General features: G+C 67.1%; 16 protein-coding genes. 12 read left to right on the forward strand and 4 right to left on the reverse strand.

All coding sequences use genetic code 11. The features are described from left to right. Positions 1–11 precede the first annotated feature (11 nt). A complete protein-coding gene (locus I4484_RS15875; protein ID WP_234283729.1) occupies positions 12–2000 on the reverse strand; it encodes a methyl-accepting chemotaxis protein in 1989 nt (662 codons plus the stop codon). 397 nt (positions 2001–2397) lie between these two features. Between I4484_RS15875 and I4484_RS15880 the strand changes: the two genes are divergently transcribed. The 11 genes from I4484_RS15880 to I4484_RS15930 all read left to right on the forward strand — a co-directional run bounded on the left by I4484_RS15880 (position 2398) and on the right by I4484_RS15930 (position 14438). Next, positions 2398–3087, forward strand: coding sequence for a hypothetical protein (locus tag I4484_RS15880; RefSeq protein ID WP_197448206.1), 690 nt, complete (start codon positions 2398–2400; stop codon positions 3085–3087). A gap of 96 nt (positions 3088–3183) precedes the next feature. Further along, positions 3184–4110 (forward strand): lysine exporter LysO family protein, encoded by a 927-nt coding sequence (locus I4484_RS15885; RefSeq protein WP_197451077.1) that lies wholly within the window; start codon positions 3184–3186, stop codon positions 4108–4110. Positions 4111–4282: 172 nt separating this feature from the next. Further along, positions 4283–5548, forward strand: a complete 1266-nt coding sequence (locus I4484_RS15890) for an ABC transporter substrate-binding protein (RefSeq protein WP_197448207.1) — start codon at positions 4283–4285, stop codon at positions 5546–5548. An 18-nt stretch (positions 5549–5566) separates the two neighbouring features. Next, the gene (locus I4484_RS15895; protein ID WP_197448208.1) at positions 5567–6544 is read left to right on the forward strand and encodes a carbohydrate ABC transporter permease; all 978 of its coding nucleotides are present in this window, start codon (positions 5567–5569) and stop codon (positions 6542–6544) included. After that, on the forward strand, positions 6544–7386 hold the full coding sequence (locus tag I4484_RS15900; protein WP_197448209.1) for a carbohydrate ABC transporter permease: 843 nt from the start codon (positions 6544–6546) through the stop codon (positions 7384–7386). Before I4484_RS15895 ends, I4484_RS15900 begins: the two co-directional genes overlap by 1 nt. Positions 7387–7480: 94 nt before the next feature. After that, the gene (locus I4484_RS15905; protein WP_197448210.1) at positions 7481–9091 is read left to right on the forward strand and encodes an alpha-glucosidase family protein; all 1611 of its coding nucleotides are present in this window, start codon (positions 7481–7483) and stop codon (positions 9089–9091) included. Between the two features lie 60 nt (positions 9092–9151). Continuing rightward, positions 9152–10258 (forward strand): ABC transporter ATP-binding protein, encoded by a 1107-nt coding sequence (locus tag I4484_RS15910; RefSeq protein WP_197448211.1) that lies wholly within the window; start codon positions 9152–9154, stop codon positions 10256–10258. A gap of 91 nt (positions 10259–10349) precedes the next feature. Next, positions 10350–11405, forward strand: coding sequence for a LacI family DNA-binding transcriptional regulator (locus I4484_RS15915; RefSeq protein ID WP_197448212.1), 1056 nt, complete (start codon positions 10350–10352; stop codon positions 11403–11405). 115 nt (positions 11406–11520) lie between these two features. Beyond that, on the forward strand, positions 11521–12945 hold the full coding sequence (locus I4484_RS15920; protein WP_197448213.1) for an ATP-binding protein: 1425 nt from the start codon (positions 11521–11523) through the stop codon (positions 12943–12945). 12 nt (positions 12946–12957) lie between these two features. Then, complete coding sequence (locus I4484_RS15925) at positions 12958–13677, forward strand: response regulator (protein ID WP_197448214.1); 720 nt, start codon at positions 12958–12960, stop codon at positions 13675–13677. A gap of 116 nt (positions 13678–13793) precedes the next feature. Beyond that, positions 13794–14438: a hypothetical protein gene (locus I4484_RS15930; RefSeq protein ID WP_197448215.1), complete on the forward strand. Its 645-nt coding sequence runs from the start codon at positions 13794–13796 to the stop codon at positions 14436–14438. 81 nt (positions 14439–14519) lie between these two features. On the opposite strand, the gene I4484_RS15935 is transcribed toward I4484_RS15930, so the two are convergent. From I4484_RS15935 to I4484_RS15945, 3 genes are all read right to left on the reverse strand, one after another. After that, positions 14520–15839 carry a TRAP transporter large permease subunit gene (locus I4484_RS15935; protein WP_197448216.1) on the reverse strand — a complete coding sequence of 440 codons (1320 nt, stop codon included), beginning with the start codon at positions 15837–15839 and terminating at the stop codon, positions 14520–14522. After that, the gene (locus I4484_RS15940) at positions 15836–16432 is read right to left on the reverse strand and encodes a TRAP transporter small permease subunit (RefSeq protein WP_234283728.1); all 597 of its coding nucleotides are present in this window, start codon (positions 16430–16432) and stop codon (positions 15836–15838) included. Before I4484_RS15940 ends, I4484_RS15935 begins: the two co-directional genes overlap by 4 nt. 122 nt (positions 16433–16554) lie before the next feature. Next, on the reverse strand, positions 16555–17766 hold the full coding sequence (locus I4484_RS15945; RefSeq protein ID WP_197448218.1) for a TRAP transporter substrate-binding protein: 1212 nt from the start codon (positions 17764–17766) through the stop codon (positions 16555–16557). A 478-nt stretch (positions 17767–18244) separates the two neighbouring features. Here I4484_RS15945 and betT point away from each other — a divergent pair, with 478 nt between their 5' ends. Continuing rightward, on the forward strand, positions 18245–20293 hold the full coding sequence (betT, locus tag I4484_RS15950) for a choline BCCT transporter BetT (protein WP_197448219.1): 2049 nt from the start codon (positions 18245–18247) through the stop codon (positions 20291–20293). Positions 20294–20356 lie beyond the last annotated feature (63 nt).

The following is a 20356-nucleotide window of genomic DNA, read 5'->3' on the forward strand; positions in this document are numbered from 1 at the left end:
GTCGCCGTGCCTCAGGCCGGCTGCGGCAGCCGCTTGAGGTCCCGATAGCCGAGTTCGGCCACGACTTCGGTACGTTCCTGCTCCAGGGCCTCGCCGACGCGGAAGCGCGCGATCAGGCGGGCCATCTCGCTGGCCTGGTCGTCGAGCGAACGGCTGGCGGTCGCCACTTGCTCCACCAGCGCCGCGTTCTGCTGGGTGGTGGCCTCCAACTGGCTCACGGCCTGGTTGATCTGCTCGATGCCCGCCGATTGCTCGCCGCTGGCCGACGAGATCTCCGCCACCAGGTCGGCGATCCGACGTACGTCGCGAGCGATGGCCGTGAGCGCCTCCGAGGTCTGTCCCACCAGCCCGTTGCCCGTCTCCACGCGCTGGGTGGTGTTGGCGATCAGCTGACGAATGCGCTCGGCCTCCTCGGCGCTGCGGCTGGCCAGCTTGCGCACCTCGCCGGCGACCACGGCGAAGCCGCGGCCATGCTCGCCGGCGCGCGCCGCCTCCACCGACGCGTTGAGCGCCAGCAGGTTGGTCTGGAAGGCAATGCCGTCGATGGCCTCGACGATAGCGGTGACCTGGCGATTGGCCTCGAAGATCTGCTGCATGGCCTGGCGCGCCTCCTCGGCGACCCGGCTGGCCTGTTCGGCCTGGGTGACGGCCTGCTCGCTCATGGCGCTGGCCTGGTGGGCGTTGTCGGCCGATTGGCGCACGGTGGAGGTCATCTGCTCCATGCTGGTAGCGGTTTCCACCAGCGAGGCGGATTGCTCCTCGGTGCGGCTGGCCAGGTCCTCGTTGCCCTGTGCGATCTCGCCGCTGGCCGAGCCGACGCCGCGGGCGCCCTGCTGGATCGAGGCGACCAGTGCCTCCATGCCGGCAGTGGAAGCATTGAAGGCGCGGTAGAGCTGGGAGAGTTCGTCGCTGCCGGGCTCGGCCAGACGCTGGGTCAGGTCGCCGCCACGCGACTCGATCTGGGACAGGGCGAGCCGTAGCGGCCTCACCATGCTGCGCACCAGCACGATGGAGAGCAAAACGGCCACCGCGATGGCCAGCGCTGCCAGGCCGGCGAAGCTCACAAGCCCCAGGTGCGCCGCAGCCGCCAGCTCAGCGGCACGCGCCTGCACGGAGTCGGCGACGGCAAGTTCGACCTCGCGCAACCGCTCGAGCTTGCCGGTCTGGGCTTCGAACCAGCGCTCGGGCCGAATGCCATACCCCCCATCGACGCCCTGGAGCATGGCGATCTGGCGCATCATGAAGAGGTTGCCGTTCGCCTCGTGCTCCGTGGTGGCTGCCCGATAGCGCGCCGCGATGTCCGCATCCGCCAGGACCATGAAGCTCTCCTCGAACGCCGACTCCTCGCCCAGCAGGCGCAGGAAACGATAGTAGACGTCCGGGGACATACTGTTGGCGGCAAAGGCGCTGGCCAGCAGCGCCCGCTCGATGCCAGCCTTCTCCTTGATCTCCAGCAGGGCATAGTAGGCGCCCAGGCTGCGGGTCAGCTCACCGATATTGCCGAGCGCATTCAGCCTGCCGACCACTTCGGCCAGCCGCGCATTGATCTCGGTGTAGTACTCGAGCGCCTCTAGATTCTCGATGGCCAGCGCGTCGACCTCGCGACGCATGCCGGCGATCTCGGCCAGCAGCGCCTCGACCTCCCGCTGGCGCTGTCCGATGCCGGCGTCGCCGCTGGCATCGAGGCCGACGCGAACGTCGCGATAGACGATGAGTTGCTCATCGACCCGCTCGCGCTGGGCGGCAAGCCGATTGCCAAAGCTCTCGCCACGGCTGCCGAGGAAGCCGACCGAGAGGCCGCGTTCGACCTGCAGTTCGTGCATCAGCCCACCCAGCTGTGCCGCCAGGCCGGCGAAGCGGTCTACCTGCTGCATGTCGCCGGCCAGTCGCTGGCGCTCCATGACGCCGCTGCCCGCCAGCCAGACGATGATGGCAAGAGGAAAGGCCAGCGCCAGCATGAATTTGCGTGACACTGGAATACGGTGGAGAAGGTTTCTCATGTTCAGTTCCTGCCAAGCTCAGTGATATCGAAGGGTCGGGACAAGGCTGGCGAAGCTGAGCCGTTGTTGTTGTGATATCCGTCGGCCTAGGCTGCAAATGCGCCATCATTCAGCGCACGCAGCCCTTTTTTCGGCCGCGTGAGGCGAAGCTTGAACGCTTCGCTTCGTCCTGCGCCCTCTTATTGACCGGTGTCACGTTTTCGATCTCTTTACGCCTCGCAGGTCTCGCCGGTCTGGAAGCCATTGATCACTCGCTCCCACCCGAGACGGCTAACAGACAAGCGGCAATCTCTCGTCGTTGTGCATCTTGAACGAGGAAGAACCGTGCATTAAGGAACCCGCCGGGCCTGCCGGGGCTCACAGGTACTATCGTTCTTCAGCCCAGCGGTGCCCCGACATGAGCCGAACCCTGCGAGCCCTAGCTCCCCTGCCCCTTCTCGCCCTGCTGCTGGCCTGGACCTCTGGCGCGACCCAGGCTGCCATGGCGGAGCCTGAAACCCTGCTGCAACCGTTCAGCGCCAGCTATCGGCTGGAGGTGAAGGGCTGGCCGAACGCCACCATCGAGCACCGCCTGACCCGCGAGACCGGCCACTGGCAGAGCCGCATGCAGGCCGCCATCGCCGTGGCCCGCGGCAGCGAGCGCAGCCGCTTCATCGTCACCCCGGAGGGGGTACGCTCGGTGAACTACGCCAGCGGCTATTCGCTGCTGGGCGTGGGAGGCGACTACCGGCTGGGTGGCAGCGAGCTGGCCCGCCTGCCCGACCGCCAGGCGGCGCTGGTCGAACTCTCGCGGCGCGCGCTGAACGGCGGCTGCGAGAACGAGGCCTGCCGCCTGGTCTATCTGGACCATCGTGGCCGTGAGGAGAGGCTCGACTACCGGCTGCTGGGGGTGGAAACGCTGGCTCTGCCGGCCGGCGAGTTCGAGGCGGTCAAAGTCGAGGTGAGTGACCCCGAGACCCCCGAGCGCACGATGCTGTTCCACTTTCACCCGCAGTATCCGGGGCTGCTGCTGGCGGTCGACTACCACCGCCACGGCGAGCGCAGGAGCCGCCTCACCCTCACCTCACTGAGCCCGGAGGGGCGCTGAACGCCAATTGACGGCACTGGCGCAGCACAACGAGCCAAATACTGGTAGAGTTGGCGGCTTTCGCCGCGCTGGGCGGCCTGAGTGAAGGGAATCACGATGCTCTCGGGGCTCTTGATCGTGCTGCTGCCGCTGGTGCTGGGCTACCTGGTGCCGGTTCGCCACGCCGGCGTGTTGGGCGGCATCAACCGCGGCGTCAACGCCTCGGTCTATGTCATCCTGCTGCTGATGGGCATCGGCCTGGCGGGGCTCGACGAACTCGGCCACGAGCTGTCGCGCATGGGTGGGCAGGCCGTCAGGCTGCTCGCGGTGATCACCGTGTGCAATCTCGGCGCGCTGTGGTGGTTGTCACGTCGCCTGGGGCTGCGCATGGCTCCCTCACCGGTGGTGGCGGGCGCCCCCACCACCAAGCTGGCCGCATTGCTCGGTTCGCTCTCGCTGGTCGCCGTGGTGGCCGGCGGCGTGCTGCTCGGACTCGCGCTCGCCTGGCTGGGCGGCGACGTGATCTTCCGGCACGCCGAGCAGTGGGCCGAATGGGTGCTCTACGTGCTGCTGGCGCTGATCGGCTGCCAGCTGCGCAACTCGGGGATGCCGCTGAAGCAGATCCTGCTCAACCGTCACGGCCTGGCCATCGCCATGACGCTGGCCATCAGCTCCCTGGCCGGCGGCCTGCTGGCCGCCCCCCTGCTCTCGTTGCGCTGGAACGAGGGCCTGGCGCTGGCTTCCGGCTTCGGCTGGTACTCGCTCTCGGCGATCCTGGTGGGCGACCAGTTGGGTCCGCTGCTCGGCGGCGTGGCCTTCTTCAACGACCTCGCCCGGGAGCTGCTCGCCTTCATCCTGATTCCGCTGGTCATCAAGCGCCATGCACCGCTGGCCATCGGCTACGGCGGGGCCACCTCGATGGATTTCACCCTGCCGGTGATCCAGCAGCACGGCGGCGTGGCCTGCGTGCCCATCGCGGTGGTCAGCGGCTTCATCCTCTCGCTGCTGTCGCCGCCGCTGATTCTGTTCTTCCTCTCGTTGTAGGCTCGTGACGAGGCTGGACTATGCTTGCGGTGAGCACGGCGCCGGCTCTCCATTAGCCGAAAGTCTAGGTTGAACTCGTCGAACAGAAACGGCTAACTGAGCGCCGTATGAACTTAATCGTTTAAGTTCCTTCAGTAGCCCGCGATAACAACAAGCCGACAAGGATACCTTCATGTTCAAGAAGTCGTTGATCCCATCCCTCCTCGTGGTGGGTGCCGCCGGCCTCGGTCAGGCCCAGGCCGCCGATCTGACCATCTCCTGCGGCGCGGTGGGCGCCGAGCTCCAGCTCTGCCAGCAGGGCGTACGGGCCTGGGAAGAGAAGACCGGCCATAGCGTCGACGTGGTCTCGACCCCCAACTCCTCCACCGAACGCCTGTCGCTCTACCAGCAGATCCTCTCCGCCAACTCCACCGATATCGACATCATGCAGATCGACGTGGTGTGGCCGGGCCTGCTCGCCAACCACCTGCTCGACCTGCGCGAGGTGCTGGGAGACGACGCGGGCGAGGGGCATTTCGCGGCCATCATCGAGAACAACACCATCGACGGCCGCCTGGTGGCGATGCCCTGGTTCACCGATGCCGGGGTGCTCTACTACCGCGCCGATCTGCTCGAGCAGTACGGCCACGAGCCGCCCCAGACCTGGCAGGAGCTGACCGAGATCGCCCGCGAGATCCAAAACGCCGAGCGCGAAGCGGGCAACGATCGCATGCACGGCTTCGTCTTCCAGGGTCGCGCCTACGAGGGGCTGACCTGCAACGCCCTGGAGTGGGTGGCGAGCCATGGCGGCGGTACCCTTGTCGACGCCGACGGCGAGGTCACCATCGACAACCCGCAGGCCGCCGCGGCCCTCGACCTTGCCGCCTCCTGGATCGGCGAGATCGCCCCCGAAGGCGTGCTCAACTACACCGAAGAGGAAGCTCGCGGCGTGTTCCAGGGCGGCAACGCGGTGTTCATGCGCAACTGGCCCTACGCCTGGGCGCTGGCCCAGAGCGAAGACAGCGAGGTGCGCGGCAAGGTGGGCGTGACCCAGTTGCCCCACGCCGGCGAGGGCAGCAGCGCCGCCACCCTGGGCGGCTGGAACCTGGCGGTGTCTCGCTACAGCGAGAACGCCGAGCTTGCCGCCGAGCTGGTGGCCTTCCTCGCCGGCGAGGAGGAGCAGAAGCGCCGCGCCATCAAGGGTGCCTACAACCCGACCCTCGAGACGCTCTATCAGGACGACGAGGTGCTCGAGGCGGTGCCCTTCTTCGGCGATCTCTACGAGACCTTCGTCAACGCCGTGGCGCGCCCGTCAGCCCCCACCGGCGATGCCTACGGCCGCGTCAGCAACGCCTTCTTCAGCGCCACCCACGACGTGCTCTCCGGCAACCGCAGCGGTGAGCAGGCGGTCAGCGACCTCGACCGCGAGCTGGCCCGCCTCAAGCGCCGCAACTGGTAATCTCCCCAGGAGCCCGAGATGTCGACTCCCGTGACCGAAAGCGCGCCGATCCCGGCGCGCCCCCTGCCGGCCAGCTATCGCAGCACCAAGGTGCGTCGCCAGCGGGTGCGCGCCGCCTGGTATTTCCTGGCGCCGATGCTGGTGACACTGGCCATGGTGGCCGGCTGGCCGCTGCTGCGTACCTTCTACTTCAGCTTCACCGACGCCTCGCTGTCGGACCTGGGCGATACCCTGTTCATCGGCCTGGAGAACTACCTGGTCTACGACGACGGCCGCTGGTTCGGCGTGCTGGCCGACCCCGTCTGGTGGCGGGCGGTGTGGAACACCGTCTACTTCTCGGTGGTCTCGGTGTCGCTGGAGGTGGTCTTCGGGGTCATCGTGGCGTTGATCCTAAACGCCGAGTTCAAGGGCCGTACCCTGGTGCGTGCCGCCGTGCTGATTCCCTGGGCGATCCCCACCATCGTCTCGGCGCAGATGTGGGCGTGGATGCTCAACGACCAGTTCGGCATCATCAACCATCTGCTCATGGGCGTGGGCCTGATCGACAGCCCCATCGCCTGGACCGCCGACGCCGCCTACTCGATGTGGGCGGTGATCATGGTCGACGTGTGGAAGACCACGCCGTTCGTCGCCCTGCTGGTGCTGGCGGCGCTGCAGATGCTGCCCAAGGATTGCTACGAGGCCGCCGAGGTCGACGGCATCCATCCGCTCAAGGTGTTCTTCCGCGTCACCCTGCCGCTGATCACCCCGGCGCTGATGGTGGCGGTGATCTTCCGCCTGCTCGATGCCCTGCGCGTGTTCGACGTGATCTACGTGTTGACCTCCAACTCCACCAGCACCATGTCGATGTCGATCTACGCCCGCCAGCAGCTGGTGGAGTTCCAGGACGTGGGCTACGGCAGTGCCGCGTCCACGCTGCTGTTCCTGGTCATCGCGCTGGCCACCATCGCCTACCTCTATCTGGGCCGCAAGCAACTGCAACTGGGGGGTGAGTGATGACCTCGCACCAATTTTCCAAGCTCACCGTGCGCCTCGGCTTCTGGCTGCTGGTGGCACTGGTCGTGGTGATGGCGGTGTTCCCGTTCTATTACGCCATCAAGACCTCCTTCACCCCGTCGGGCGACCTGTTCCGCGTCGAACTGTGGCCGACGCGGACGACCCTGGCCAACTACCTGCAGATCTTCTCCCAGCGCAGTTTCCTGCAGGCGATCTTCAATTCGGTGGTGGTCGCCACCAGCGTGGTGTTCATCGCCCTGCTGCTTGGCATCACCGCCTCCTACGCACTGGGCCGAGTACGCTTTCGCGGCCGGACCACGGTGCTGCTGGTGATCCTTGGCGTCTCCATGTTCCCGCAGGTGGCGGTACTGTCGGGGCTGTTCGAGGTGATCCGTGCGCTCAACCTCTACAACAACCCGGGCGGGCTGATCCTGAGCTATACCATCTTCACCCTGCCCTTCACCGTGTGGGTGCTGACCACCTTCATGCGCCAGCTGCCCATGGAGCTCGAGGAGGCCGCGATCATGGACGGCGCCACGCCCTGGGTCACCATCACCAAGGTCTTCCTGCCACTGATGTGGCCGGCCATGGCGACCACCGGGCTGCTCGCCTTCATCGCCGCCTGGAACGAGTTCCTCTTCGCCCTGACCTTCACCCTGACCGACAGCCAGCGCACCGTGCCGGTGGCGATCGCCCTGCTCTCCGGCGGCAGCGCCTACGAGCTGCCCTGGGGGCCGATCATGGCCGCCTCGGTGGTGGTCACGGTGCCGCTGGTCATCCTGGTAATCATCTTCCAGCGCCGCATCGTCTCGGGGCTGACGGCCGGCGCGGTGAAGGGATGAGCCGGCTGGATTGAACCCGGTGCGAACCTCACGGTCCACGCCGACTCGCACCCGACGAACACTGCACCAATCGAGGCTTGAACAAGGGAAACCCATGCAAGACAACACCTTCTGGTGGCGCGGCGGCGTCATCTACCAGATCTACCCGCGCAGCTTCATGGACAGCAACGGCGACGGCGTCGGCGACCTGCCGGGCGTCACCGAGCGGCTCGAGTACGTCGCCTCGCTCGGCGTGGACGGCATCTGGCTGTCGCCCTTCTTCACCTCGCCGATGCGCGACTTCGGCTACGACATCAGCGACTACCGCGACGTCGACCCGCTGTTCGGTACCCTCGATGACTTCAAGGCGCTGCTGGAACGTGCCCATGCGCTCGGCCTCAAGGTCATCATCGACCAGGTGATCAGCCACACCTCGGACCAGCATCCCTGGTTCCAGGAGAGCCGCCGGTCAGCCAGCAACCCGCGGGGCGAGTGGTATGTCTGGGCCGATCCCAACCCGGATGGCACGCCGCCCAACAACTGGCTGTCGATCTTCGGCGGGCCGGCGTGGACCTTCGACAGCCGGCGCCAGCAGTACTATCTGCACAACTTCCTGTCGAGCCAGCCGGACCTCAACTTCCACAACCCCGAGGTGCGTGCCGCCCAGCTCGACAACATGCGCTTCTGGCTCGAGCTGGGGGTCGACGGCTTCCGCCTCGACACGGTGAACTTCTACTTCCACGACCAGCACCTGCGCAGCAACCCGGCGCTGACCATCGATGCCACCCGCACCCTGGGCGCGCCCAAGGAGAACCCCTACACCTGGCAGCGCCACCTCTACGACATCAGCCGCCCCGAGAACGTCGACTTCCTGCGCGAGCTGCGCGCGCTGATGGACGAGTACCCGGGCACCACCACGGTGGGCGAGATCGGCGACGACAATCCGCTGGAGCGCATGGCCGAGTACACCTCCGGCGGCGACAAGCTGCACATGGCCTACACCTTCGACCTGCTCAACTCGCCGCGCTCGCCGGCCTACATCCGCGGCGTGCTCGAGCGCTTCCAGCAGTTCGCCGGCGATGCCTGGCCCTGCTGGGCGCTGTCCAACCACGACGTGGTGCGCAGCGCCACCCGCTGGGGCAGCGAGGAGTGCGCCTTCGCCTACCCGCGGGTAGCGCTGGCGCTGCTGTTCTCGCTGCGCGGCAGCGTCTGCCTCTACCAGGGCGAAGAGCTCGGCCTGCCCGAGGCCGACGTCCCCTTCGAGCGCATCCAGGACCCCTATGGCCTGCCCTTGTGGCCCGACTTCAAGGGCCGCGACGGCTGCCGCACGCCGATGCCATGGGACGACACCCCGCTGGCCGGTTTCTCGACCATCGAGCCCTGGCTGCCGGTGGCGGAAGCGCACCTGCCGCTGTCGGTGGCACGCCAGCAGGACGACCCCGAGTCGATGCTCAACGCCACCCGGCGCCTGCTGCGCTTCCGCCACCAGCACCCAGCGCTGTTCGACGGCGACATGACGCTGGTCGAGCTGGGCGAGGCGCTGGTCGCGTTTACCCGCCAGCGGGGCAGCGACAGGCTGCTGTGCGTCTTCAACCTCACCGGCCAGCCGCAGACCGCGGCGCTGCCCGAGGTGCGCGAGGCGCTGCAGCAGCACGGTTTCCAGTACGAGGTCAGCCACGGCACGCTGCACCTGCCGCCCTACCAGGCAGCCTTTTTCCGCCTCTAGGCGGCGTCTCACGCACTTCGCACAACAACGACCGGCCACATGCGGCCGAGGATGGGTCAAATGGCAAGCGTCTCTCTCAACAAGATCAACAAGGTCTTCGGTAGCACCCACATCATCAAGGACGTGGACCTGGCGATCGGTGCCGGCGAGTTCGTGGTCTTCGTCGGCCCCTCGGGCTGCGGCAAGTCGACCCTGCTGCGCCTGATCGCCGGGCTGGAATCGATCAGCGACGGCGAGCTCTCGATCGGCGATCAAGTGGTCAACGAGCTGCCGCCGCGGGAGCGCGGCGTGGGCATGGTGTTCCAGTCCTACGCCCTCTACCCGCACATGACCGTGTACGAGAACATGGCGTTCGGCCTCAAGCTGGCCAAGACCGCCAAGGAGACGGTGCACGAACGGGTCATGGCCACGGCCCGCATCCTGCAGCTCGAGGAACTGCTCGAGCGCAAGCCCAAGGCGCTCTCCGGCGGCCAGCGCCAGCGCGTCGCCATGGGCCGCGCCATGGCCCGCGAGCCGCGCATCCTGCTGTTCGACGAGCCGCTCTCCAACCTCGACGCCTCGCTGCGGGTACAGATGCGCAACGAGATCGCCCGGTTGCACAAGCGGCTCGGCTCGACCATGGTCTACGTCACCCACGACCAGGTCGAGGCCATGACCCTGGCCGACAAGATCGTGGTGCTCAACGGCGGCCGTGTGGAGCAGGTGGGCAGCCCCCAGGAGCTCTACCAGCGCCCGGCGACCAAGTTCGTTGCCGGCTTCATCGGCTCGCCGACGATGAACTTCCTGCCGGCGCGGCTGGTCGGTGCCGATGCCAACGGCTGCCGCGTCAGCGCCGCCGGGCTGGCCGAGCTGGCCCTGCCCCAGGACGCCTCGGGCCATGCCCAGGGCGACGACCTGACGCTGGGCATTCGCCCCGAGCACCTGCGCCTCACCGAGGCCCGGGGCAGCGAAGGCTTCGAGATCGTCAACGTCGAGTATCTGGGCAACGAGGTCTACGTCTACCTCGAGCCAAAGGAGGGCGACACCCTGCTGATCCAGCGCGGCGAGGCCCCAACGCAGTGGTCGATCGGTCAGCGCGTGGCGCTCTCCCCCGACCCCGAGCACGTCCACCTGTTCGACGCCAACGACCGGGCGCTGCCGGCCAAGCCGGCACGAGCCGCCGCCTGACGCGGCGGCGGCCCCGAATCGGGCGACAGGGCTGTCCCGGCCATGACCGGGACGGTATCCTTGGGGCTTACTCATTAGCAGGAAAACCAACGTGTCGCCACCGGTCCGTCGCATCACCCTCAAGGATCTGGCCCGGGAGCTCGGCGTCTCCACCGCCACCGTCTCCAATGCCTTCAACCGGCCCGATCAGCTCTCGCCCAACCTGCGCGAGCGCATCCTCGCCGAGGCCAAGCGGCTGGGTTATCGCGGCCCCGACGCCAAGGCGCGCAGCCTGCGCACCGGCCGCTCGCGCATCATCGCGGTGATCCTGGCCGAGAGCCTCACCTACAGTCTCAACGACGCCGTCTCCAGCGAATTCCTCTCGGGCGTGGCCGAGGTGCTCGACACCCAGGGCCACACCCTGCTGCTGCTCTCGGCGCGCCAGGCCAAGTGCCAGCTGGTCGACTCGGCGAGCATGGCCGACGGCTTCATCGTCTACGGCCTGATGCCCTCCGACGAGCTGTTCGATTCGCTGCCGCTCGATGCCTCGCTGGTGGCCGTCGACTTCAACGTCTCGGGCCACCCCTCGGTGCACGTCGACAACGAGCCGGCCTGTCTCGAGATCGCCGACCATGCCCTGACGGCCACGCCCCGCAAGCGCCCGGCCATCGTCAACCTGCGCCTCACCCGCGAGCCCTGCAACGGCCGCATCGCCCCCGGCTACACCCTGCTGCCGGCCGAGCGCACCATCACCCGCTCACGCCTGTCCGGTTTCCATCGCGCCCTGGAGAAGCACGGTTTCGCCACCGACCGGATCCCCATGTGGAACGTGGAGGAGAACACCTTCGAGGTCTGCGCCCCGGTGATCGAGGAGATCCTCGAGCTGCCCGCCGACGAACGCCCCGATCTGCTGCTGTGCATGTCCGACCGCATCGCCCTGACCGCCCTCACGCTCGCCGAGCAGCGTGGCCTGCGCATTCCCGAGGACATCTGCCTGATCGGCTTCGACGGCATCGCCGAAGGCCAGTATCGGGCGCCGCGCCTGACCACGGTACGCCAGGAGAGCGGCGAGAAGGGGCGTCTGGCGGCACGCATGATCCTCGGCCTGGAACCGGGCCATTCGCGCCTGCTGGGCACCGAGCTGCTGCTGGGCGAGACCTGCCCCTGAGGCCGCTCCGGCATCGCTTGCACACTGCTTGCACGCTGCGTGACCATTGGCTGCATCGGGATGCCGGAGACTGCCCAGGAGGTATCTCTCGCAACGCCATTCAGGAGCCGACACGATGAGGCCACGCCTGCCTCGCCCGCCCTTTTCTCACCTGGGCGTCAAGCTGTTCGTCATCATCCTGTCGGTCAACGTGCTGATCGCCGGGCTGGTGTTCCTGGCGGTGTCGCGCAGCCTCGATCGCGGTTTCCTCGAGTACCTCGAGACCACCCAGGCCAACCGCGCCGAGACCCTGGCCGAAGGCCTGGGGCAGGAGTGGGCGCGCCGCGACGGCTGGCAGTGGCTGCGTAACTCGCCGCCGGCCTGGGAGCGCCTGGTCCGCCAGCAGCTGTGGCCCGGCGAGCGTCCGCCCCACGGCATCGAGCGTCGCCTGGGCGATGCCCGCGACTTCGTGCTGCACGATGCCGATGGGCTGCCGGTGATCGGCCTGCCCCCGGACGACCGCGAGATGGCCGCCGAGCTGAAATGGCTACCCATCGAGTACCAGGGCCAGCGGGTCGGCACCCTGGGCTATCGCCCGCCGGAGCAGTTGATGGCGCGCATGGATCGCATCTTCCTGTCCCGCCAACAGCGCAACCTGGGCATCATCATCGCCGCCCTGGGCCTGGCCTCGCTGCTGCTGGCCGGCGGCCTGGCCTGGTGGCTGGGACGGCGCACCCGCAGCATGGCCCTGGCGACCCGGCGCCTGATCGAGGGCGACTACAGCGCACGGCTGCCGGAGCGCGGCCGCGACGAGCTCTCGCGCCTGGCGCGCGACTTCAACAGGCTGGCGGCAACCCTCGAGGCCAGCCGCGAAGCGCGCAGCCGCTGGGTCTCCGACATCGCCCACGAGCTGCGCACGCCGCTGGCGGTGCTGCGCGGCGAGATCGAAGCCATGCAGGACGGCATTCGCCCGCTCGACCAGGATAACCTGCGTTCGCTGTCGCAGGAGGTGGGGCAGCTCGAGCGACTGGTGACCGACCTGCGCCTGCTCTCCCAGAGCGATGCCGGCGCCCTCGAAGTACAGCTTGCCCCGCTCGACCTGGCGGCGAGCCTCGCCTCGCGCCTCGAGGAAGCCAGCGGCTGGCTCGACGACTGCGGCATGGCCGTCACCACCACGATCGAGGGCCCGGCCTGGATCCGTGGCGATGCGCGTCGATTGCGCCAGCTGTGGACCAACCTGCTCGACAACAGCTGCGCCTATACCACCTCGCCGGGGCTGCTCGAGGTTCGCCTGGACCAGGTGCCGGACCGGGTGCGGGTGATCTGGCAGGACAGCTCGCCGGGGGTACCCGAGGCCGCGCTGGGCCGGCTCACCGAGCGGCTCTACCGGGTCGAGGGCTCGCGCAGCCGGGCCAGCGGCGGCAGCGGCCTGGGGCTCTCCATTGCCAGTGCCCTGGTCAAGAGCCACGGCGGCACCATGCAGGCCTCCCCCTCCCCGCTGGGTGGGTTATGCTGGACCCTCGAGTTCCCCACCTTGGATGTCGAAGAACGGACCCGTTGAGGAAGGACGCCCATGCACGACGCCGACGCCCCGCGTGACACCCTGCTGATTGTCGAGGACGAGCCCAAGATCGCACGCCTGGTCGCCGATTATCTCGAGGGCAGCGGCTTCGCCACCCGGCACATCGACCATGGCGACCAGGTATTGCCCTGGCTGCAGAAGCAGCACGCCGACGAACAGTTGCCGTCGCTGGTGCTGCTCGACCTGATGCTGCCCGGCATCGACGGCCTCACCCTGTGCCGCGAGATTCGACAGCGCTGGCCCGGGGTGGCGATCATCATGCTGACGGCGCGAGTCGAGGAAGTGGACCGTCTGCTGGGCCTCGAGCTCGGCGCCGACGACTACATCTGCAAGCCGTTCAGCCCGCGCGAGGTTGTCGCCCGGGTCAAGGCGGTGCTACGCCGCAGCCAGGCGCTGCGCGATCCGGCCTCGATCACCGGCAGCCAGCTCGAGCTCGACGACGAGGGCTGGCGGGCGCTGGCTAACGGCCAGGACCTCGGCCTCACCGCGGTGGAGTACCAGTTGCTCAAGGTGATGATGCAGGCCCCGGGGCGCATCTTCACCCGCGACCAGCTGATGGATCGCATGTACCGCGACCACCGCATCGTCTCCGAGCGTACCGTCGACAGCCACGTCAAGAAGCTGCGGCGCAAGATCGCCGACGTCTGGCCCGAGCGCGAGATCATCCGCTCGGTCTATGGGGTGGGCTACAAGTATCAGCCTGAAGAGTGAGAGACTCGTTTGTCGCACATCGATATCCGAACCCTTGCTCGTTGCATATTTGCTGCAAGTTGGTTGCACAGCGCCCTACGATACTGCCAGCATCCCAACCCGAAGGAGTGACCGAGATGCCCCGTAACGTGTCCCGCAAGCTGCTGATCCCCGCCCTGCTCGCCGTGGCCATCGCGCCCCTGTCGCTGGCGGCCGTCGGCTTCCCCGGCAAGGGCGATGGCGGCTGGAGCGAACAGCAACAGGAGCGCTTCGAGGAGCGCCGCCAGGCCCTGTTCGAGCGCGCCGGTCTCGACGAGGAGACCCGCCGCGCCCTGGAAGAGGCTCATGACGAGCACCGGCAAGCCATGCGCGAGCTGCACGAACGGCACCGCGAGCGCATGGACGAGATTCTCGACGAGGAGCAGCGCGACGCCCTGCGCGAGGCCAGGCAGGAGATGCGTCGCGAGATGCACGGCGAGCGTCATCAGGACATGCAGCAACGCCTGACCACCCTGGTCGACAGCTGGGCGCTCTCCGACGAGGAGCGCGAGCGCCTCACCGAGCTGCGCGAATCGCTGTATGACGACGTGCGGGAACTTCGCGACCAGCAGTTCGACTCCCGCGAGGAGCGCCGCGAGGCGTGGCAGGCCCTGCGCGACCAGCATCGCGAGGCGCTGGGAGAGGTGCTCAGCGAGGAGCAGATCGCCGCGCTCGAGGCCTTCATGCAGCCCCGCCATCGCAAGGGCCATGGTGGGCATCACGGCGCGCACCGCCACGGCTGATCGCTACGCGATGCTTCGTAACGCCATCGGGCCCGGCTTGCGCCGGGCCCGATGCGTTTTGCCGCCTCTTGCCTGTCTGTCTCAGTTATAGAGCACGCCCGGCAGCCAGAATACGATGCCCGGCACCAGGTAGAGGATGAGCATGGCCACGAACACCATCAGCAGGAACGGGGCGATGCCGATGAAGATGTCGCCCAGTTGGATGCCCTTGGGCGCTATGCCCTTGAGATAGAAGGCCGACATCGCCATGGGCGGCGTGAGGAACGAGGTCTGGATGTTGAGCGCCACCAGCACGCCGAAGAACAGCGGGTCGATGCCGAACATGTTCAGCAGCGGCAGGAAGATCGGCACGAAGATGATGATGATCTCGGTCCACTCCAACGGCCAGCCGAGCAGGAAGATCAGCAGCTGCGCCAGCAGCAGGAACTGCAGCGGGGTCAGCGACAGCCCGCCGATCCAGTGTTCGATCAGGGTATGGCCATCGAGGAGCGAGAACACCGAGGAGAAGATCCACGAGCCGACGAACAGCCAGCACACCATGGCGCTGGTGCGCGCGGTGAGGAAGACCGCCTCGCGCAGCCTGGCGAAGGTGAGCTGACGATAGGCCGCCGCCAGCACCATGGCCCCCAGGGCACCGATGCCGGCCGCCTCGTGGGGCGTGGCCAGGCCGAAGAGAATCGCCCCGAGCACCGCCATGATCAGCACGAACAAGGGCACGAACGAGGTGAGAAGCCCCCAGTAGACTTCCTTGAGTGGCACGTCGAGACTCTCCGGCGGCAGCTTGGGCGCCACCTTGGGATTGACCATCGCTCGTCCCATCACGTAGAGGATATAAAGCCCCGCCAATAGCAACCCCGGTATCAGCGCCGCGGCATACAGGCGCACCACCGAGACCCCCGCCATCGCCCCGTAGAGGATCAGCATGATGCTCGGCGGAATCAGGATCCCCAGACACCCCCCGGCACAGATCACCCCGCTCGACAGGCGCTTGTCGTAGCCGGCGTTGAGCATCGCCGGCAGTGCCAGCAGCCCCATCAGCGTCACCACCGCGCCGACGATGCCGGTGGCGGTGGCGAACAGCGCGCAGGTGATCAGGCTGGCCACCGCCAGCGAGGCCGGCATGCCGCGTGCGGCGAGCTGCAGGCTGGCGAACAGGCGGTCGAGGATGTTGGCCCGTTCCACCATGTAGCCCATGAACAGGAACAGCGGCACGGCGATCAGCACGTCGTTGGACATGACGCCGTAGGCGCGCTGCACCAGCAGCGGGAAGATGATGTCGCCGATGGCGAAGTAGCCGAAGCCGATGCCCATGGCGATCAGCGTGAAGGCGATGGGGAAGCCGAGCATGATCAGGATGACCAGCATGCCCAGCATCAGGATTCCGATTTCCGGTTCGCTCATGGCTGCTTGTCTCCCGATTCATGCTGGGCGGCCTTGATCTCGGCCTCCTTGTTCAACGGGATCTCGATCTCCTCGACGTCCTCCAGGCGCCGCGGCCACTTGCCGTGCCGAAGGCACAGGAAGCAGCGCGTCACCTCCGCCATGCCCTGGATCGCCAGGAAAGTGGCGCAGGCGGGGATGACGAACTTGTAGGGCCAGATGGGCGGTCCGCCCGGGGTGAAGGAGCTGTGCTCGTTCTGGCGGAAGGAAGCGTGGAAGAAATCCCAGCCGCTCCATACCAGCGCCAGGATGCCGGGGTAGAAGAACAGCAGGTAGAGCGCCAGCTCGACCCCCGCCTGCCAGCGCGGCGAGAAGTAGCGCGACACCACGTCGGCGCGGACGTGGGCGTTGTGGGCCAGCGCATAGGCCCCGCTCATCATGAACAGCGTGCCGTACAGCATGTAGCTGGTGTCGTAGGCCCAGGCGGTCGGTGCGCCCAGGGCGTAGCGCATGAAGACTTCGTAGCTCACCACGAAGGTCAGCAGCAGAATCGCCCAGGCAAAGGTCTTGCCGACCCAGGTGCTGAGATGGTCGATGAAGAAGATGAAGCGCATGGTCACCTCTCACCGCGCCGCATCGCCCACCAGGGCGATGCGGCGCGGAACATGGATCCCGGCAGCATCCGGCGCCGGGGGAGCAGGGTGCCGGGCCCGGCAAGCCCGGCAGGCCCGGCGACTCACAGGATGGTGGAGGTGTCGGTCGGCTCCTTGCCGAAGAAGTGCCGGTAGGCCGGTTCCTTGGGTGCCGTGCCCTCGAGGTGCCAGCCGACCACGCGCTCGCAGTACTCGCGCTGATGATCGATGACCTTCTTGAAGAAGGGGTCCTGCGATTCGTTCTCGATCACCGTGTTCCACGCTTCGAGCTGCGCCTGAAGCACCGAGTCGGGGGTGATGTAGGTCTGCACCCCCTGCTGCTCGCGCATGGCCTGGAGGTCCTTCGGATAGCGCTCCATGGCCTTCCAGTACATCTCCGACGAAGCGGCCTTGGCGGCGTACTGCAGGATGGCCTGGAACTCCTCGGGCAGGCTGTCGTGCTTGGTCTTGTTGAAGATGATCTCGAAGGATTCGCAGTCCTGGTGATAGCTGCGCAGCATCCAGGTCTTGCTGACGTCGGGGAAGCCGAGCAGGCGATCCGAGGAGGGGTTGTTGAACTCGGCACCGTCGAGCAGGCCACGGTCCATCGCCGGCACGATGTCGCCGCCGCCCATGATGGTCACCGCCGCACCGAATTCGCGCATCAGGTCGGCGGCCAGTCCCACGGTGCGGTATTTGAGCCCGCGCAGGTCGTCGGCGCTGGCAATCGGCTCCTTGAACCAGCCCAGCGCCTGGGTCGGCATCGGGCCGGTGAGATAGCCGACCAGGGGAAGCTCGAGCATCTCGAGCAGCTCCGTGTAGAGCTCCATGCCGCCGCCGGTCCAGTACCAGGCGAGGAACTGGTTGGCATCCCAACCGAAGGGCGGCGGCGTGCCGAACAGCGAATAGGCCTTGTGCTTGCCGTACCAGTAGGCGCAGACCCCGTGCCCGCCGTCGAGCGCGCCGGAAATCACCGCGTCCTGCAGCTGCAGCGCGCCCACCACGGCGCCGGCCGGCAGCAGGTTCAGGCGCAGCCGCCCTCCCGACATCTCGTTGACGATACGCACGTAGTCGGAGGCGAACTCGTGGAAGATATCCTGGTTGGGCCAGGTGCTCTGGAAGCGCAGCGTGGTGGTCTGGGCCACGGCAATGCTGGGGAAGCCCACCGCGGCGGCGGCCCCTGCCCCCACGGCGGCGGCCGAGCCGGTGAGGAAGCGTCGACGCGAGGTGCCGGCGGCGTTGCTGGCGGCGGAAGGGGTGTCGCTGGCGGTTTGCCCGTCGGCCTGGGCCGCGGGCGCATTCTTGTCTTGAGCCATCAGTTACTCCGGAAGCGGTTGTCGTTGTACTCCTGGCTGCCAGGGCCGGCACGGGCCGGCCGTGCAGTCATCCCGAAGCCTCCATGCCGATGCTGGCACAGCATGCGCCCGGCTTCCCTAATACGCATTCGGTTACATCAGGTATAGCTGGGGTAAGCGAAGTCGCAAGCGCGGCTTCCTATGTTCAATTAACGCTGCTGCCGAATCTGTTAACGCAAAGTTGAAGGCGAAGGAGAAAGTGCGTATTTTATTTGAACGTTCATTCAAAAAAACAAGGAACGGCTTCCCGCCGGAGTCGTCAGCCCTGACCCCTTCCCCGCCACGAGCGGCGTCCCGGCCCATGGCCACGAAGGCGACCTCAGGTCTGTAACATTGGGCATTCTTCAGGCGTGCTTTCGATTGTGAGGAACAATCCTCAGCGCGTCTCGGCAGGGAATCGGCGGGAAGGTTTCATTCACCTCGAAAAGGAGTCGCCTCCATGGCGCGAAACCTACCCCTGAACGAACGGCGCGACCGGCTCAATCCCGTGGTGTTCCACGGCTCGGTGGCCGGGATCCTGGTCTTTCTCGTGCTCACCATGACCTTCACCGAGCAAGCCGGCAACTTCTTCGACGCCGGCCTGGCCTGGGTCAGCGAGACCTTCGGCTGGTACTACATGCTGGCGGTACTGGCCTACCTCGTCTTCGTCGTCGCCATCGGCCTGTCCCGCTTCGGCCGGATCCGGCTGGGGCCGGATCATTCCCGGCCGGAGTTCTCGACGCTGTCGTGGGCGGCGATGCTGTTCGCCGCCGGCATTGGCATCGACCTGCTGTTCTTCAGCGTCGCCGAGCCGGTGGCGCACTACCTGGCGCCGCCCGACCTCGCCCCCGAGAGCCAGGAGGCGATGCGCTACGCCGTGGTGCAGACCTTCATGCACTGGGGGCTCTCCGGCTGGGGGCTCTACGTGCTGATGGGCATGGCCCTGGCCTACTTCAGCTACCGCCATCGCCTGCCGTTGGCCATCCGCAGCGCGCTCTACCCGCTGCTGGGCAAGCGCATCCACGGACCCATCGGCAACGCCGTGGACATCACCGCGGTGATCTCCACCGTTTTCGGTATCGCCACCAGCCTCGGCATCGGCGTGATGCAGCTCAACTACGGGCTCAACTACATGTTCGACGTGCCCGAGAGCCTCTCGGTGCAGGTGATCCTGATCGTGCTGGTGGTCGTGCTTGCCACCATCTCGGTGGTCAGCGGCGTGGAGAAGGGCATTCGCCGGCTGTCGGAGTTCAACATGCTGCTGGCGCTGGCCCTGCTGCTGTTCGTGCTGTTCCAGGGCCATACCCTGCGGCTGCTCGACATGGCGGTGAACAATGCCGGCGACTACTTCACGAGCTTCATCGCCAAGAGCTTCGACACCTACGCCTTCGCCGGCGACGACGCCAACGAGTGGAAGATGTGGTGGACGATCTTCTTCTGGGGCTGGTGGATCGCCTGGACGCCGTTCGTCGGCCTGTTCCTGGCGCGCATCTCGCGTGGGCGTACCATTCGCCAGTTCGTCGCCGGCGCGCTGTTCATCCCGCTGGCCTTCATGATGGTGTGGATGTCGGTGTTCGGTAACAGCGGCATCGAGCTGGTGGCCAACCAGGGCGTTGCCGAACTCGGTGAACAGGCGCTGAATACGCCGCAGACCACCATGTACACGCTGCTCGAGTACTATCCCTGGGTCGGTCTCACCGCCGCCGTGGTTACCGTGCTGGGGATCGTGTTCTTCGTCACCTCGGCGGATTCCGGCGCGCTGGTGCTGGCGAACTTCACCTCGATCCTGTCCGACGTGAACCATGACGCACCGATCAAGCTGCGCATCTTCTGGTCGGCGGTGATCGGTCTGATCACCGTGGCGCTGCTGATGGCCGGCGGACTGGCGGCGCTGCAGAGTGCCGTGGTGATCACCGCCCTGCCCTTCTCGCTGGTGATCTTCGCCATCATGCTCGGCATGTACAAGGCGCTGAAGCTGGAGGGCAGCAAGGCCGAGGCGCGCCGTCGCATCGCCGGCACCGCCCCGGGCGGCGACTGGCGCGAGCGTCTCGATCGGGCCCTCGATGTCTCCAATCGTGCCGGCGCCGCCGCCACCATCGAGCATGCCATCCGCCCGGCGCTGACGCAGTTCGCTCAAGAGCTCGAGAGCCGCGGCCAGGAGGCCAACGTGACCGAGGAGCCGTTGGAGGGAGAGTCGCTACCCTGCCTGACGCTGCAGGTCGATCTCGAGAATGCCGCGAGCTTCGTCTACCAGGTATGCCCGCACCGCATGCGCACGCCGAGCTTCCTGCCCGCGGACGATGACTACTACGTACGGCTCGACGTCTATCTGGCCGAGGGCGGCCAGGAGAAGGACCTCAACGGCTACACCCGCGGCCAGGTGATCGCCGACGTGCTCTCGGAGTATGAACGCCATCTGCACTTCCTGGCCCTGACCGGCCAGGGCGGCAACGTGCAGGCCATGCCGGGCGCGGTGGGCGAGCCGCCGCTCGACGCCACCCCGGCCTGATCGGGCTTTCCCTCCCTCGCCACGGCGGCATCCTTCGGGGTGCCGCCGTTTTTGATGCGGCAT

Origin of the sequence: Halomonas sp. SS10-MC5 (assembly GCF_015992245.1) — a bacterium.
Taxonomy (GTDB): Bacteria; Pseudomonadota; Gammaproteobacteria; order Pseudomonadales; family Halomonadaceae; genus Halomonas; species Halomonas sulfidoxydans.

What these genes read in the sequence shown, in the direction of transcription:
- I4484_RS15945 (WP_197448218.1), bottom strand. Translation starts at nt 17,766, where the DNA reads ATGGCTCAAGACAAGAATGCGCCCGCGGCCCAGGCCGACGGGCAAACC.
- I4484_RS15900 (WP_197448209.1), top strand. Translation starts at nt 6,544, where the DNA reads ATGACCTCGCACCAATTTTCCAAGCTCACCGTGCGCCTCGGCTTCTGG.
- I4484_RS15920 (WP_197448213.1), top strand. Translation starts at nt 11,521, where the DNA reads ATGAGGCCACGCCTGCCTCGCCCGCCCTTTTCTCACCTGGGCGTCAAG.
- I4484_RS15885 (WP_197451077.1), top strand. Translation starts at nt 3,184, where the DNA reads ATGCTCTCGGGGCTCTTGATCGTGCTGCTGCCGCTGGTGCTGGGCTAC.
- I4484_RS15930 (WP_197448215.1), top strand. Translation starts at nt 13,794, where the DNA reads ATGCCCCGTAACGTGTCCCGCAAGCTGCTGATCCCCGCCCTGCTCGCC.
- I4484_RS15880 (WP_197448206.1), top strand. Translation starts at nt 2,398, where the DNA reads ATGAGCCGAACCCTGCGAGCCCTAGCTCCCCTGCCCCTTCTCGCCCTG.
- I4484_RS15875 (WP_234283729.1), bottom strand. Translation starts at nt 2,000, where the DNA reads ATGAGAAACCTTCTCCACCGTATTCCAGTGTCACGCAAATTCATGCTG.
- I4484_RS15910 (WP_197448211.1), top strand. Translation starts at nt 9,152, where the DNA reads ATGGCAAGCGTCTCTCTCAACAAGATCAACAAGGTCTTCGGTAGCACC.
- I4484_RS15905 (WP_197448210.1), top strand. Translation starts at nt 7,481, where the DNA reads ATGCAAGACAACACCTTCTGGTGGCGCGGCGGCGTCATCTACCAGATC.
- I4484_RS15895 (WP_197448208.1), top strand. Translation starts at nt 5,567, where the DNA reads ATGTCGACTCCCGTGACCGAAAGCGCGCCGATCCCGGCGCGCCCCCTG.
- I4484_RS15925 (WP_197448214.1), top strand. Translation starts at nt 12,958, where the DNA reads ATGCACGACGCCGACGCCCCGCGTGACACCCTGCTGATTGTCGAGGAC.
- I4484_RS15935 (WP_197448216.1), bottom strand. Translation starts at nt 15,839, where the DNA reads ATGAGCGAACCGGAAATCGGAATCCTGATGCTGGGCATGCTGGTCATC.
- I4484_RS15890 (WP_197448207.1), top strand. Translation starts at nt 4,283, where the DNA reads ATGTTCAAGAAGTCGTTGATCCCATCCCTCCTCGTGGTGGGTGCCGCC.
- betT (WP_197448219.1), top strand. Translation starts at nt 18,245, where the DNA reads ATGGCGCGAAACCTACCCCTGAACGAACGGCGCGACCGGCTCAATCCC.
- I4484_RS15940 (WP_234283728.1), bottom strand. Translation starts at nt 16,432, where the DNA reads ATGCGCTTCATCTTCTTCATCGACCATCTCAGCACCTGGGTCGGCAAG.